The organism is Arthrobacter sp. NPDC080082, from assembly GCF_040686595.1.
In the GTDB taxonomy this organism is placed as follows: Bacteria; Actinomycetota; Actinomycetes; order Actinomycetales; family Micrococcaceae; genus Arthrobacter.
In genome coordinates this window covers 224,739-238,817 of record NZ_JBFBKQ010000003.1, presented here as the reverse complement: position 1 = coordinate 238,817, position 14,079 = coordinate 224,739, and the positions used below count along the sequence as shown (strand labels likewise).

The 14,079-nt window shown below is 71.2% G+C and carries 14 protein-coding genes; 10 read left to right on the top strand and 4 right to left on the bottom strand.

Annotation, left to right across the window (positions count from 1 at the left end; genetic code table 11):
* Positions 1–171 precede the first annotated feature (171 nt).
* The 4 genes from AB0O44_RS07985 to AB0O44_RS07970 are packed head-to-tail and all read left to right on the top strand — an operon-like array spanning position 172 to position 3,040.
* Positions 172–894: a CoA transferase subunit A gene (locus AB0O44_RS07985; protein WP_290256799.1), complete on the top strand. Its 723-nt coding sequence runs from the start codon at positions 172–174 to the stop codon at positions 892–894.
* A 34-nt stretch (positions 895–928) separates the two neighbouring features.
* A complete protein-coding gene (locus tag AB0O44_RS07980) occupies positions 929–1,624 on the top strand; it encodes a CoA transferase subunit B (RefSeq protein ID WP_364136316.1) in 696 nt (231 codons plus the stop codon).
* A complete protein-coding gene (locus tag AB0O44_RS07975; protein WP_364136314.1) occupies positions 1,621–2,805 on the top strand; it encodes an acetyl-CoA acetyltransferase in 1,185 nt (394 codons plus the stop codon). The genes AB0O44_RS07980 and AB0O44_RS07975 overlap by 4 nt, the downstream gene beginning before the upstream one ends.
* The gene (locus tag AB0O44_RS07970; protein ID WP_364136312.1) at positions 2,792–3,040 is read left to right on the top strand and encodes a hypothetical protein; all 249 of its coding nucleotides are present in this window, start codon (positions 2,792–2,794) and stop codon (positions 3,038–3,040) included. The genes AB0O44_RS07975 and AB0O44_RS07970 overlap by 14 nt, the downstream gene beginning before the upstream one ends.
* Positions 3,041–3,190: 150 nt before the next feature.
* Here AB0O44_RS07970 and AB0O44_RS07965 read toward each other — a convergent pair whose 3' ends face one another.
* The 3 genes from AB0O44_RS07965 to AB0O44_RS07955 all read right to left on the bottom strand — a co-directional run bounded on the left by AB0O44_RS07965 (position 3,191) and on the right by AB0O44_RS07955 (position 5,911).
* Positions 3,191–3,736, bottom strand: a complete 546-nt coding sequence (locus AB0O44_RS07965) for an NAD(P)H-dependent oxidoreductase (protein ID WP_364136310.1) — start codon at positions 3,734–3,736, stop codon at positions 3,191–3,193.
* Between the two features lie 91 nt (positions 3,737–3,827).
* On the bottom strand, positions 3,828–4,688 hold the full coding sequence (locus AB0O44_RS07960; protein ID WP_364136308.1) for a 3-hydroxyacyl-CoA dehydrogenase family protein: 861 nt from the start codon (positions 4,686–4,688) through the stop codon (positions 3,828–3,830).
* A gap of 11 nt (positions 4,689–4,699) precedes the next feature.
* The gene (locus tag AB0O44_RS07955) at positions 4,700–5,911 is read right to left on the bottom strand and encodes an MFS transporter (protein WP_364136306.1); all 1,212 of its coding nucleotides are present in this window, start codon (positions 5,909–5,911) and stop codon (positions 4,700–4,702) included.
* 94 nt (positions 5,912–6,005) lie between these two features.
* Between AB0O44_RS07955 and AB0O44_RS07950 the strand changes: the two genes are divergently transcribed.
* From AB0O44_RS07950 to AB0O44_RS07930, 5 genes are all read left to right on the top strand, one after another.
* A complete protein-coding gene (locus AB0O44_RS07950) occupies positions 6,006–6,578 on the top strand; it encodes a TetR-like C-terminal domain-containing protein (protein ID WP_364136304.1) in 573 nt (190 codons plus the stop codon).
* A gap of 39 nt (positions 6,579–6,617) precedes the next feature.
* Positions 6,618–7,673, top strand: a complete 1,056-nt coding sequence (locus AB0O44_RS07945; RefSeq protein ID WP_364136302.1) for a zinc-dependent alcohol dehydrogenase family protein — start codon at positions 6,618–6,620, stop codon at positions 7,671–7,673.
* Between the two features lie 122 nt (positions 7,674–7,795).
* On the top strand, positions 7,796–10,609 hold the full coding sequence (locus AB0O44_RS07940) for a PEP/pyruvate-binding domain-containing protein (RefSeq protein WP_364136300.1): 2,814 nt from the start codon (positions 7,796–7,798) through the stop codon (positions 10,607–10,609).
* Between the two features lie 93 nt (positions 10,610–10,702).
* Positions 10,703–11,722 carry an alpha/beta hydrolase gene (locus AB0O44_RS07935; protein WP_364136298.1) on the top strand — a complete coding sequence of 340 codons (1,020 nt, stop codon included), beginning with the start codon at positions 10,703–10,705 and terminating at the stop codon, positions 11,720–11,722.
* A 45-nt stretch (positions 11,723–11,767) separates the two neighbouring features.
* A complete protein-coding gene (locus AB0O44_RS07930) occupies positions 11,768–12,715 on the top strand; it encodes an alpha/beta hydrolase (RefSeq protein WP_364136296.1) in 948 nt (315 codons plus the stop codon).
* Here the strand turns inward: AB0O44_RS07930 and AB0O44_RS07925 are convergent.
* Positions 12,699–13,448, bottom strand: a complete 750-nt coding sequence (locus AB0O44_RS07925; protein ID WP_364136294.1) for a glycosyltransferase — start codon at positions 13,446–13,448, stop codon at positions 12,699–12,701. The two genes, AB0O44_RS07930 and AB0O44_RS07925, sit on opposite strands and share 17 nt — an antisense overlap.
* A gap of 155 nt (positions 13,449–13,603) precedes the next feature.
* Between AB0O44_RS07925 and AB0O44_RS07920 the strand changes: the two genes are divergently transcribed.
* Entirely contained in the window at positions 13,604–13,807 is a 204-nt protein-coding gene (locus tag AB0O44_RS07920) for a cold-shock protein (RefSeq protein WP_009357211.1), read from the top strand.
* Positions 13,808–14,079: the final 272 nt, after the last annotated feature.

Here is a 14,079-nt window from a genome sequence, read left to right as displayed (position 1 = left end):
CATAGCCTACCGTCCACACTGTAGAAGTCCACGGAATTCCGGGAATTTCCCGCGTTGACAGTGTTCCACGCCACACTCTAAGCTCCTTCATCAGGTCACCAGTCCACAAAGTGGATGGCGGCTTCGGCCCCGCCGGCCGCCAACAGCTCGAACGCTCAACGAGGAGATGCCATGTCCAAGCTCAGAACCAGCGCAGCCGCCGCCCTGCAGGATGTCCTGCGGGACGGCATGACGCTCGCCGTCGGCGGCTTCGGCCTCAGCGGCATCCCGGCGGACCTGATCGAGGCCGTGCGGGACTCCGGTGTCAAGGACCTCACTGTCGTCTCGAACAACATGGGCGTGGACGGCAAGGGCCTGGGCCTGCTGATCGAGGCCGGCCAGGTCCGCAAGGTCATTGCCTCCTACGTGGGCGAAAACAAGCTCTTCGCCGAGCAGTACCTGGCCGGCAAGCTGGAGGTCGAATTCACCCCGCAGGGCACGCTCGCGGAGCGGATGCGCGCCGGCGGCGCAGGCATCCCCGCCTTCTACACCAAGACCGGCGTCGGCACCCTGGTGGCCGAAGGCAAGCCGCTCGCGGAGTTCGACGGCGAAACGTACGTCCAGGAGCGCGCCATCAAGGCCGACGTCGCCCTGGTCCACGCGCACACCGCGGACACCGACGGCAACCTGATCTACCGCTACACCGCGCAGAACTTCAACCCCGTCGTCGCCACCGCCGGCGCCGTGACCATCGCCGAGGCCGAGGTGATCGTCGAACCCGGCCAGCTGGACCCGAACCACATCGTCACCCCCGGCGTCTTCGTCCAGCGGCTGGTCCAGGCCACCGACCGGGTCAAGGACATCGAACAGCGCACCGTCCGGCCCCGCGCCGAAGCCGCCCCCGCCGCGGTCTGATCCGCCCCACCGACACTTTTCCAGGAGACTCACCATGGCTTGGACCCGCAACGACATGGCCGCCATCGCGGCCGAAGAACTCAACGACGGCGACTACGTCAACCTCGGCATCGGCATCCCCACCCTCGTGGCCAACAACCTGCGCGAGGGCGTGCGGGTGGTGCTGCAGAGCGAGAACGGCCTGCTCGGCATGGGCCCGTTCCCCTACGAAGGTGACGAGGACGCGGACCTGATCAATGCCGGCAAGCAGACCGTCACGGTCCTGCCCGGCGGCAGCATCTTCGACTCCGCCACCTCCTTCGGCATGATCCGCGGCGGCCACGTCAAGGTCGCCATCCTCGGCGCCATGCAGGTTTCCGGTGCCGGCGACCTGGCCAACTGGACCATCCCCGGCAAGATGGTCAAGGGCATGGGCGGCGCCATGGACCTGGTGGCCGGCACCCCGCGCGTCGTCGTCCTCACCGAACACAACGCCAAGGACGGCACCGCCAAAATCGTCAAGGAATGCACGCTGCCGCTGACCGGCCTGAGCTGCGTGGACCGCATCATCAGCGACTTGGCCGTCTTCGACCTGGTAAAGAACGAAGACACCGGTAGCCGCCGGCTCACGCTCACGCGCCTCGCCCCCGGCGTCACGGTCGAGGAGATCCGCGGGAAGACCGAGGCGGAGTTCGACGTCGATCCCGCCCTGGAAGAGACCACTGACGCGCTTGAGGAGGCCCGGGCATGAGCCTGAAGGACCAGTTCGGCAAGGACGTCCTGCTCACCGGGTGGGGCCACAGCCGCTTCGGCAAGCTGACCGAGGAGACCCTGGAGTCCCTGATCGTGCAGGTCGCCACCGAGGCGATCGGCAACGCCGGGATCGAGCCGGGCCAGATCGACGAGGTCTACCTGGGCCAGTTCAACTCCGGCATGATGCCGCTGGCGTTCCCGTCCTCGCTGGCTCTGCAGGTCTCCGAGCAGCTCGCCAATGTGCCCTCCACCCGGGTGGAAAACGCCTGCGCCTCCGGTTCGGCCGCCTTCCAGCAGGGCACCAAGTCGCTGCTGGCCGGCACCGCCAAGACCGTCCTGGTGATCGGTGCCGAGAAGATGACGCACGCCGGGGCCGACGTCGTGGGCGCCGCCCTGCTGGGCGCCGACTACGACATGGCCGGCAAGCCCTCCACCACCGGCTTCACCGGGCTCTTCGCCGAGGTCGCCAAGCACTACGAGAAGCGCTATGGCGCTGTTTCCGACGCCCTGGGCACCATCGCGGCGAAGAACCACCGCAACGGCGTCGATAACCCCTACGCCCAGCTCCGCAAGGACCTCGGTGAGGAGTTCTGCCGGACCGTGTCGGATAAGAACCCGATGGTCGCCGATCCGCTGCGCCGCACCGACTGCTCCCCCGTCTCCGACGGCGCCGCCGCCGTCGTGCTCTCCGTCGCCCCCACCGGCGGGGCCACCGCCCCGGTCCGGCTTGCCGGCTTCGGGCAGGCGAACGACTTCTTCCCCGCCGAGCGCCGGGACCCGACGGCGTTCGCCGCGACCCGCGCCTCCTGGCAGCGGGCCCTCGGCATGGCCGGCGTCGGGTTGGAGGACCTGGACTTCGCCGAGGTGCACGACTGCTTCACCATCGCCGAGCTGCTGATGTACGAAGTGATGGGCCTGACCGAGCCGGGCCAGGGCGCCCGGGCGATCGAGGAGGGCTGGGTCTTCAAGGACGGCAAGTTCCCGGTCAACGTCTCCGGCGGCCTCAAGGCCAAGGGCCACCCGGTCGGCGCCACCGGCGTGTCCCAGCACGTCATCGCGGCGATGCAGCTCACCGGCACGGCCGGGGACATGCAGCTGGCGGCGCCGCGCCGGGCAGCGGTACAGAACATGGGCGGCGTCGGCATTGCGAACTATGTCAGCGTGCTTGAAGCCGTCTAAGCCGGCGCCCGCCGAACTGGTCTGGGCCACCAATTGGCTGGGCCTGCCGGCCGGGGCACCCGTGATGGTGCTCCGGCCCGGCGGTGTGCCGGTCCCCGCCACCGTGGAGCTCGCCACCCCGGACGGGAAGATCCTCTGGGTCCGCTACCAGTCCACGGGCGAGCGCACCATGCTGTTCAAGTCCGACGGCACCCAGATCTGGTGCGCGAACCCCGATGCCCCCGCCAACCATTGAGGCGGGAACCCCACAGGCTGGTGGTGGGGCACCGGACGATCACCCGGATCGTCAACCTATCGCAACGTTGCGGTGCCCCACCCCATTTATAGGTCTCCGGCCGGAGCCGTGACGGCCATCCCCGTGCAGTCCCCCCGCCAGCCCCTTAGGTCAGTTGGCGGCGGCAGGGACGGCGGAGAGGAGCTCCCGGTAGCGGGCGGCATGGTCCGCCACGTCCTCCCGGGTCGCCCGCGGCGCCCCGTGCAGGACCAGCGGTTCGGCCATCTCCAGCCCGCAAAGATGTGCGGTGGCCTCCAGCGGACGAAGCAACTCCGCCATGGTGAAGCGGTTGTGCCCCGTCGGCGTGTACGCAGCCTCGGGGCCGCCGGTGGAGATGACCAGCTGCAGGCGCTTGCCGTGCAGGGCGTCCCCGCCGGCACCGTAGGCGAAGCCGTAGGTGAGGACCTGGTCCATCCACTCCTTCAGGACTCCGGGGACGGAGTACCAGTGCCAGGGGAACTGCAGGACGATGGTGTCGTGCCGGCGCAGGCGTTCCTGCTCCGCGGCGGCGTCGACGCGCCGGTCCGGATAAACGGAGGCGATCTCCCGGACGGTCACGCCGTCGATGTCCCTGATCGCCGCGGCCAGCTGCGCGTTGATTCCGGATGTGGCCAGGTCGGGGTGGGCGACGACGACGAGGGTGCGGTGCGTGCTCATGGAGGGGGGTGCTTCTCTCAGTAGACAGGTCTGTCTGTTACGACATCGAAGGTACCAGACAGACCTGTCCGTTCACAACCGAACAGGCGGCTCAGGCGTAGTCGCTGTAGAAGCCGCGCCCGGACTTGATTCCGAGCCAGCCCTTGCCGATGTATTCCTGCAGCAGCGGGGCGGACTTGTTCTCCATGCCGGCCAGCTCGCAGTAATGGTTCTCGATGTCGAGCACCACATCCAGGCCCACCTGGTCCATGAAGCGGAACGGTGCCGTGTCCGCCTTGAAGACGTCCACGAACAGGGCATCCACGTCCTCCGGCTCGGCCACGCCCTCGGCCACCACCAGCAGCGCCTCGCGCTTGATCGCGGCCCAGACCCGGTTGAAGATGAAGCCGGTGCTTTCCTTCCGGACCAGGTGCGGCGCCAGCGCGTAAGCGGGCAGTTCGGTCATCAGCAGGTCCAGGACGGCCGGGTCGGTCCGGCCGCAGGACATCAGTTCCACCGAGCGGACGGCAGGCGGCATGTAGAAGTGCATGTTCAGGACCCGCTCCGGGCTGGCCACGCCGCCGATGAACTCCGAGGACGCGAACGACGACGAGTTGCTGGCCAGCAGGGCATCCGCCGGGGCCAGCCGGTCCAGGTCGGCGAAGATCCCGCGCTTGAGCTCGAGCTTTTCGGGCGCCGCCTCGACCACCAGCCAGGCGTTGTCCAGGGCTGCGGCGAGATCGTCGCCGGAGGTGATCCGGCCGGCCGGCGCGGCGCCGTGCTCGGCCGCGACGGCGGGGCGCTCGGCCTCGATGAAGTCGACGGCGGCCCGGCCCACGGCCGGGTTGAGGTCGAAGATGCGCACGTCGGCGCCGCGCAGCGACAGCATCAGGGCCACGCGGCGGCCCAGGGTGCCGCCGCCGATGACGGTGATGGGCCGGACGGCGGTGTCGGCGGGGAGGGTGAAGGTCATGGCGTTTCCTTTCAGGATGCTGCCGGGGAACCGGCAGCGAGGGTGGGACGGTGGGCGGGGTTTTTCCGGAGGGTGCGGAGCAGGGCCGGAATGGCGGCGAGCACCAGGGCCGCACCGTAGATCAGCGTGGTTCCCTTCATGCCGGCCACGGCCACCAGCAGCCCGGCGGCCACGGCGGGGACGCTGAAGCCGAGATAGCAGATCAGGTAGATGCTCGAGAGCATGCCCACCCGCTCGTGCGGTCCGCAGAGCGGCAGGGTCATCCGCATCGCGCCGAAGTACCCGCTGCCGAAGCCGACGCCGGCCACGACGGTGCCCGCGAAGTACAGCGGCGCGGATCCGAGCTGGACGGCCAGCACGGTCAGGGAGATGCCGGTGATCAGGGAGACGACGCCTGTCAGCAGCGTGGTCCGGTCCGAGCGGCGGCGGACCACCAGGATGGCCAGGGCGCCGGGAACGAAGAGGGCAAACAGGGCGAGGCCGCCCACCAGCACCGAGTTGTCCCGGGTAATGGCGTGCGCCAAGGCCGGGCCCAGCGAGAGGTAGAACCCGGCCAGGGCCCAGGTGGCCGCGGCCACCGGCATGGTGGCGGCCATGGTTTTCCGGGCGGAGCCGGGGATCCGGGCCTCGGGCATCAGGGACCGCAGCCAGCCCGGGGCCACCTGCCCGGCGCTCGGCAGCCGGAGTAGCGCCACACCGAGGACCAACAGGAGCGCGGCGAGGAAGAAGTAGACGGTCTTGGTCGGCTCGGGGAGGAACCTGACGACGGAGGCGGACCCGAGCGCGCCGATGGAGAGCCCGATCGGCGAGGCGGCGCTGTTGACCAGGGACCCGCGGCCGCGGCGCTTCGGGCCTTCGAACGCCAGCAGCGCGGCGCCCGCGGCACCCATCGCGGCGCCGGTCGCCACGCCCTGGAGTGCCCGGGCGGCCAGCAGCACCTCCGGCCCCGGAGCGAAGGCGAAGGTCATCATCGCGCCGATCTGCAGCGCCACCGCTCCCAGGAGCACCGGCCGGGTGCCGAGGTGGTTGGCCAGCGAGCCGACCACCAGCAGGGTCAGCAGCACGGCCACGGCGTAGACGGCGAAGATCACCGTGACCGCCGCGGAGCCGAGGCCCCACTCGCGGGCGTAAAACTCGTACAACGGCGACGGCGCCGACGAGGCGCCGATGAAAACCGTCAAGAGCGCCGCGTGAAGCCAGAACGCGGTACCGGTGTTCTTCACAACTGATCCTGCCTACTCGAAACAACCAAACGCACAATCTGTGCATTAAGAGGCTATACCCGCTAAAGCGGATAATTTGCCTTAGGCTGGTGTGATGATGACGACAGCGACCCCCCGCCCCGGCGGCCGGAGCGCCCGCGTCCAGCAGGCCGTGCACCAGGCCGTGCGCTCCCTGCTGGCGGAGAACGAGGGCGACCGGACCGCGCTGTCGGTCCCGCTGGTGGCGGACCGGGCCGGCGTGAACTCCTCCACCATCTACCGCCGCTGGGGGGACCTCCCCCGGCTGCTCGCCGCCGTCGCCTCCAACCAGATGCTCCCCGAGCAGGTGGAGGACACCGGTTCGCTCCGCGGCGACATGGAGGCCTGGTTCATCCCGTACGTGGAGGAGTTCTCCTCCGAACTGGGCCGGCAGGTGCTGTTGGACATGCTGGCCGACGGTGCGGTGACCCGGGACTACTTCGCCCTGATGCAGGGCCACGTCGAGGAGCTGCGCAGGCTGGCCCGGGCGCGCGGGGAGACGGCGCCGGACGCCCGCGAGATCGTTGACGCCGTCGTCGCCCCGGTGATCTACCGGATCCTGTTCAACCACGAATCCGCCGCGGAGCTGGACGTCCGGACCCGGATCGGGCGTCTCCTCGACGGACCACGGACCGCTGGCCGGGACTAAAATCGGTCCATCCCCATCACACCCAGAGCAAGGAATCCCATGCGCGCCACCATCATCCACGGTCCGGGCGATATCCGGGTCGAAGACCGCGACTACCCCACCGTCCAGCAGCCCACCGACGCCGTCGTCAAGGTCACGGCAGCCTGCGTCTGCGGCTCCGACCTCTGGCCCTACCGTGGCGTGAAGCCCACCCACAAGCCCTCCGCGATCGGCCACGAGTTCATCGGCACCATCGAGAGCCTGGGCGACGAGGTCACCGGCCTCGCCGTGGGCGACCTGGTCATTGCGCCGTTCGTGATCAGCTGCGGCGAGTGCCCGCAGTGCCGCAACGGAGTGACCGTCGCCTGCGACCGGCTGGCCGGCTGGGGCGGCACCGACGACGCCGGCCACCCGGTCGACGGCGGTCAGGGCCAGGCCGTCCGCGTCCCGCTGGCCTCCTCCACGCTGGTCAAGGTCCCCGGCATCACCGAACCCGACGACGCCCTCCGCGCCAGCCTGCTCACCCTCTCCGACGTCATGGCCACCGGCCACCACGCCGCCCTCGCGGCGCAGGCCGGCCCCGGCCGGACCGTCGTGGTGGTGGGCGACGGCGCCGTCGGCCTCTGCGGCGTGCTGGCCGCCAAACGGCTGGGTGCCGAGCGCATCATCGCAATGTCCCGGCACGCTGACCGGCAGGCGATCGCCCGCGAATTCGGCGCCACGGACATCGTGGCCGAGCGCGGGGACGAGGGCATCGCCAAGGTGCGCGAACTCCTGGGCGGCGTCCTGGCGGACTCCGTGCTCGAATGCGTCGGCACCAAGGAATCGATGGACCAGGCGCTGCGCAGCGTCCGTCCCGGCGGCGCCATGGGCTTCGTCGGCGTCCCCACCGGGGGCGCCGAAATCCCGGTCCGCTACCTGTTCGACACCAACATCACCATCGGCGGCGGCATGGCCCCCGCGCGCACCTACATCCCGGAACTGCTGGCCGACGTGCTCAACGGCAGCATCAATCCGGGCCGGGTGTTCGACGCCGTCATGCCACTGGAGGAGGCACCGGAGGCCTACCGCGCCATGGACGAACGCCGCGCCATCAAGGTGCTCCTCACCCCGTAACATCCCGATCCGCGGCGGGGGCCGACCGGCCCTTGCCGCACCGGAACCGCCGGGGCTAGCGTGTGCCCACGGGCAGCCCGCCCGCACCCGCCCGCATCGCCCTCCCGTATCCAGGAGCCGTCATGGCCTCACCGTCCGCGCCCGGACCTGCCCCGGAGCCGCACGCACCCGGGGGGCACGCCCTGGACCTGGTGGAGGCGGCCACCGCACCGCTGTCACTGGTGGGCGGCAAGGCCCTGAACCTGGGGCGGATGGTGGCCGCGGGACTGCCGGTGCCCCGCGGTTTCTGCCTCACCACGGACGCCTACCGCCTGGCTGCCCCGCCGGAGCTGGCCGACCTGTCGGCCGCGCTCGACGCCGGAATCCCGCGGGCCGGACTCTCCCAGTCCGCTCCTGACACCGGGGCCGGGCCCGACACCCGGATGGAGGCGGCGGCGCAGGCGGCTCGGGCCCGGGACCTGGTCGGCGCCGCCCCGATCCCGCCCGCCGTCGAGTCCGCGGTACGCGCCGCCTACGCGGACCTTGGGCCGGACACGCCCGTGGCGGTGCGGTCCTCCGCCACCGCCGAGGACCTTCCCTTCGCCAGCTTCGCCGGCCAGCAGGACTCGTTTACCGGAATCGTCGGCGCGGACGCGGTGCTGGACGCGGTCCGCCGCTGCTGGGCCTCCCTCTGGACCGACCGCGCCGTCGCCTACCGCACCGCGAACGGCATCAGCCATACCGGGGTGGGGCTCGCCGTCGTCGTCCAGGACATGGTGGAGGCGGCCACGGCGGGAGTCCTGTTCACAGCGAACCCGGTCACCGGGACCCGCACCGAAATGCTCGTCAACGCCAGCCCGGGCGCCGGCCAGGCGGTGGTTTCCGGCGCCGTGAACCCGGACCAGTTCACCGTGCAGACGGCGACGGCGGAGGTGCTGCACCGGGTGGCAGGCGACGACGACCCGGACCGGGGCTGGAGCCTGGACGACGCCGGGCTCGCCGAGCTGACCCGGCTGGGCGCGTCCGTCCAGAGGCTTTTCGGTTCGCCCCAGGACGTGGAATGGGTGGTCGACGCCGCCGGCAGGACCTGGCTGACGCAATCCCGGCCGATCACCACGCTGTACCCGCTGGAGGACCCGATGACCGGCGAGCCGCTGCCGGTTCCGCCGGAGGGACAAACCCGGGTCTACCTCTGCGGGACGCTGCTCCAGGGCCTGACCCGGCCCATCACCCCGATGGGCCTGACCGCGCTGGAACTGCTCCGGAACCAGCAGGGACTCTGGCGCTACGTGAATCCCGGCCTGCGGATGTTCGTGGACCTGACGCCCCTGACCCGGAGCCGGTGGGGGCGCCGCTACCTGACCCGGGTGCTGCCGCTGGCCGACAGCCGGTCCGCGGCGCTCGTCCCCGGCCTGCTCGCCGACCCGCGATTCGCCCCCGGGGAGGGCCCTTCCGCGGGTACTGACGTGGGCCGCGTTGCCCGGCGCCTCCTGCCCGGACGCGGTCGCGCCGACCATCCCCGCATGGACCGGTCCGCCCCGGCAGAGATCCCGGCCCCGGGAGAGGGACCAACTCCGGCAGAACGCCCCGCCCGGGTCGGCACCAGCCTGGGCATGCTGGCGGACCAACTCCCCCGGCTGGCCCGCGCCATCCTGGATCCCCGGGGCGAGCTGCGCCGCACCGACGCCTACGCCCGCCGGCTCGACGCCGTGGTGCAGCTGCCGGGCCCGGCGACGGCAGAGGAGCGCCTGCACTTCGCGGAAAACCTGGGACTGCGCACCACTGGGGGGCTGCTCAAGGCCACCCTGCCCGGGTTCTCCGCCGGCTACTTGATGCTGGCCGCAGCCCGCCGGCTGCTGCGCGGAATCGCCCCGCCGCGGGAGCTCGAGGCGGTGCTGCGCGGGTTGCCGCACAACGTGACCACCGAGATGGACCTGGAACTCTGGCGGCTGGCCGTCACACTCCGGGACGATCCCGAGTCCCGGGACGCCTTCCTGGCCACCGGGCCGGCCACCCTCGCCGCCAGGTACCGCGCCGGCACGCTGCCGGACACGGCCCAGTCCGCCGTCCGGGATTTCCTGGCCCGCTACGGACACCGCGCCGTGGCCGAGATCGACCTCGGCATGCCGCGCTGGGCCGAGGAGCCCGACCACATCCTCGGCGTGATCTCGAACTACCTGCGCCTGGACGATCCGGACCAGGCGCCGGACCGGCAGTTCGGCCTGGCGGCCGCGCACGCGGAGGAACGGATCCGGAGCCTGGTGGACCGCGCCGCCGCCCACGGGCGCTGGCGGGCCCGGCTGCTGGGGCTGGCCCTTCGCGAGGTCCGGGAATTGGCCGGCCTGCGCGAACTGCCCAAGTTCCACATCGTCCGGATCCTGGCCGAGGTGCACCGCCAGCTGCTGCTGGTGGGCGAGGACCTGGTGCGCCGCGGCGCCGTGGCCGCCGCGGGGGACGTGTTCTTCCTGGACTTCGGCGAGCTGCGGACCGGCTTGCGCGGGGCCCGGCTGCAGGAGACAGTGGCCGCCCGCCGCCGCCTGTACGACGTCGAACTCAGGCGCCGCCACATCCCCCGCCTGCTGCTTTCCGACGGCACGGACGTGGAGGCGGCCGCCCTGGCCGCGGCGCCGCCGTCGGGCGCCTTGGCCGGCACCCCCGCGTCCGCCGGCTCCGCCACGGGAACGGTCCGGGTGGTCCTGGACCCGGTGGGGGCACGGCTGGAACCCGGGGAAATCCTGGTGGCGCCGTCGACGGACCCGGGCTGGACGCCGCTGTTCCTCACCGCCGGGGCGCTGGTGATGGAGATGGGCGGGGTGATCTCCCACGGGGCGGTGGTGGCGCGCGAGTACGGCATTCCCGCGGTGGTGGGCGTCCCGGACGCCACCACCCGGCTGCGGACCGGGCAGCTGGTGACGGTCGACGGCGCCGCGGGCACCGTCCGGGTAGTGCCGAACTGAGGCTGCGGCCGCAGTCGGCGGGGCGGCCGTCTTCGGGGCGACGGGGCCGGGCACCCGGCGGTTCTAGCACGGGCGTGCCAGTAGAATGGAGGGATGACTTCGGCGGCTGCCTCCCGGCCCCGGTCGGGCCACGGAGCGTTCGGCCTCGCCCGGCGCGCCCGGCGTGTCCTGCGCCGTGTACCGGTCTGGGCGTGGCGCGCCCTGATGAGGATCGTCGGCCCCGCCGAGAAGGCCCGGTTCAATGCGGACCCGGTGACCGGCGTCGACTACTTCCACGACATCGACTTCGCCGGTGACGGCATCCGAGCGCACCGGCTGGACGTGATCACCCCCGCCGGAACGGCCGAAACCACCGGATCCACAGACTCCGGGCTACCCGTCTACGCCTACTTCCACGGCGGCGGCTGGACCTCCGGGGACAAGGCGGCGCTGACGAAATACTGCGCCAGCCAGGCCGCCGCCGGCATGGTGGTGGTCAACGTGAACTACCGCCACGCCCCGCGCTTCCACATGGGCCACGTCCTGCAGGATGCCAACGCCGCGCTGGCCTGGGTGCGGGCCACCATTTCCGGGTACGGCGGGGACCCGGACCGGATTGTGCTGGGCGGGGACTCCGCCGGCGGCCAGATCGCCGCGCTGCTGACGGCGTCGACGTTCCACACCGACCTGGCGGAGCACTACGGGCTGGAACCCGCGGCGCCCGCCGCGAGCCTGCGGGGGCTCGTGCAGCACTGCAGCGTGGTGGACTTCTCCGTGTTCTTCGAGCGCGGCTTCGTCCTCAGCCTTGCGTTCGTGAGGATGCTGCTCCCCCGCAGCGCCGGCCCGGGCGCAGAGTCGCTGCGGCGGGCGGCCCGCCACCTGTCCCCCATCGAATGGCTGGATTCGCGGCACCCGCCCGTGTTCGTGACCACCTCGGAGCGCGACTTTTTCTACACCGCCAACCTGAACTTCCTCGACCGGCTTCGGCAGCACCGGGTCCCGGCGGATGCGCTGGTCTACGGCTGGGAGGCCGCCAACGCCGAGCACACCTGGCAGCAGGACGCCCGCTTCCCCGAGTCCCAGGAGGTCTACCGCCGGCTGCACGCCTTCGTGGCGCGGGTGGCCGGAACCTAGCAGCGGTTCAGCCGGCCGGGCCGGGCTGGGGGCTATCGTTGACCCATGGCGAGAACCGGCCGCCGGAACCCCGGCGTTCCCGAACCGGACCCAGGAGTCTTTGGCTCCGGGCTAGTCGACGAGGCCGCCCGCCTGGACGCCGCGCAGCCCGACGTCGACTGGTCCGTCCCGCCGCCCGGCGCCGTCCGCGGGGTCTTCGAGGCGCCAAGTGGAACCCTGGCCACCCTTGCCATGGGCAACCCTGACGCTCCACGAGTACTGCTGATCCCGGGCGCCACCGGGTCCAAGGAAGACTTTGCCCTGATGCTTCCCCAGCTTGCCGAGGCCGGCTATTACGCGCTCAGCTGTGACATCGCGGGCCAGTACGAGTCCGCCGGGGCCGGCCCGGAAAACCTCGTACCGCCGCGCAAACACTACGACTACGCCCTCTTCACCGACGACTTGCTCGCCCTGCTGGAGTCCGGCGGGGGGCCGGCCCACGTGGTCGGGTATTCCTTTGCCGCGATTGTCGCGCAGCTGGCCTTCGAGCGGCGGCCGGAGCTGTTCCGCACGCTGACGCTGCTCAGTTGCCCGCCGGAACCGGGGAACAGCTTCCGCGGGGTGCAGCGGATCGGCCGGTTCAGCGGGCTGGCCAGCCCCCGGGTGGGCGCGGCACTGATGATCTGGGGCATCCGCAGCAACGTGGTCAAGGTGGCCCCGAACCGGATCCGCTTTGTCCGCTCCCGGTTCCGGCTCACCCGGCGGCAGTCGGTCCGGGATATCTTCGGCCTGATGCAGCACGCCCCGGACCTCCGGCCGGTCCTGGCGGCGGCCACGCTGCCCAAGCTGGTGGCCGTCGGGGAGCACGATCTCTGGCCGCTGGCCCTGCACCGCCGGTTCGCCCAGGCGATCGGCGCGAAGATCGCCGTCTATCGCGGCGGCCACAGCCCCAGCGAGACCTCCCCGCACCAGATGAGCCGGGACCTGATCGCCCTCTTCAGTTCGGCCGGGTGAGCCCCCGCCGGTAGTCGCGCCGCCGCCGTCGTCGGGCCAGCGGCGGGTCCGCCGCGAATTCGACGGCGAACGTCGTCCACGCCATCGCCAGACGCCGCCCCACCGCCCCGGCGCTCTCGAACGGCCGGGCGGAAACCCCCACCCGCAGGGTCGGCTCCCAGATCACGGCTACCTGGGGCGGGAGCTGGTAGGAGATGTCGAGATCGTCATGCACGGCCGGCAGGCCGCGGTGCACCGTGTCCCGGATCAGCGCCCACGCCGCCGAATGCATCGCGAAGTTGGAGCCGAAGAGCGGCGGGTGTCCCAGGAGCAGCCCCACCACGCGGTGGTACCCGGCGATCCAGATGCTCCGGCCCGCCCACCGGGCCAGCGCCGTGCCGCCGTAGAAGTCGCCCGGGCCGCTGACGGCGGCGGGCGGGGCGGCCCCGGCGAGGAGGGTTTCGACCCGCTCCAGCCAGTTAGCCGGCGGGATTGAGTCGGTATCCAGGCGGGCGATGATGTCCGTGTCCGCGGCGTCAAAACCGAGGGCCGTGGCGGCCGCGATACCCGCGACATCGGCGGGGATCCGGTGCACCCCGGCGGCGGCGCAGACGGCGTCGGTCCCGTCAGTGCTGCCGTTGTCCACCACGATTACTGCGTCCGGACGGCGGCTCTGGCGGGAGAGGGCGGCGAGGCACACGGCCAGCGGCCCGGCGTCGTTGCGGGTGGGGATCACCACCGTGATGGTTGCCATGGTGGGCAGACTATAGCCTCGGGCCGGGCAGAACTGCCCCGCGTGGCTCTTGCACCCTGGCCCCGCGCCCCGTACGTTGGGGACAGCGGACGAATGTCTCCGCAGCCGTTGGCCTTGCGTGGCCGCCGGAGATCAGCATTTCAGAAGGATAAAGCATGGCTACTGGCACAGTTAAATGGTTCAACGCCGAAAAGGGTTTTGGCTTCATTGCCCCGGATGACGGGTCCGCTGACGTTTTCGCCCACTACTCGGCAATCGCCACCAGCGGCTACCGCTCGCTGGACGAGAACCAGAAGGTCGAGTTCGACGTCACCCAGGGCCCCAAGGGCCCGCAGGCCGAGAACATTCGCCCGCTCTAAGCTTTCGGGAAAGCCCGGCCAGCCGGACTGCTTCTCCTAGAAAACACAAGCCCCTTCGGGTCTCCCGGAGGGGCTTTGTTTTGCCGTCCGGCCGTTTGGATCGGACGGACGGTACCGCACCCGCCTAAGCTCGGCCTCCACGAGCGGGTGGGATTCCGCAAGGTGGGCCGCAACGGCGGCTCGGACACCCTCCTGCTCGAACTCCCCCGGGACTCCGCCGCCGGGTAACAGATCCGGGGATCCGGCTTAGGCACTCCATGCTTTCCACTGAG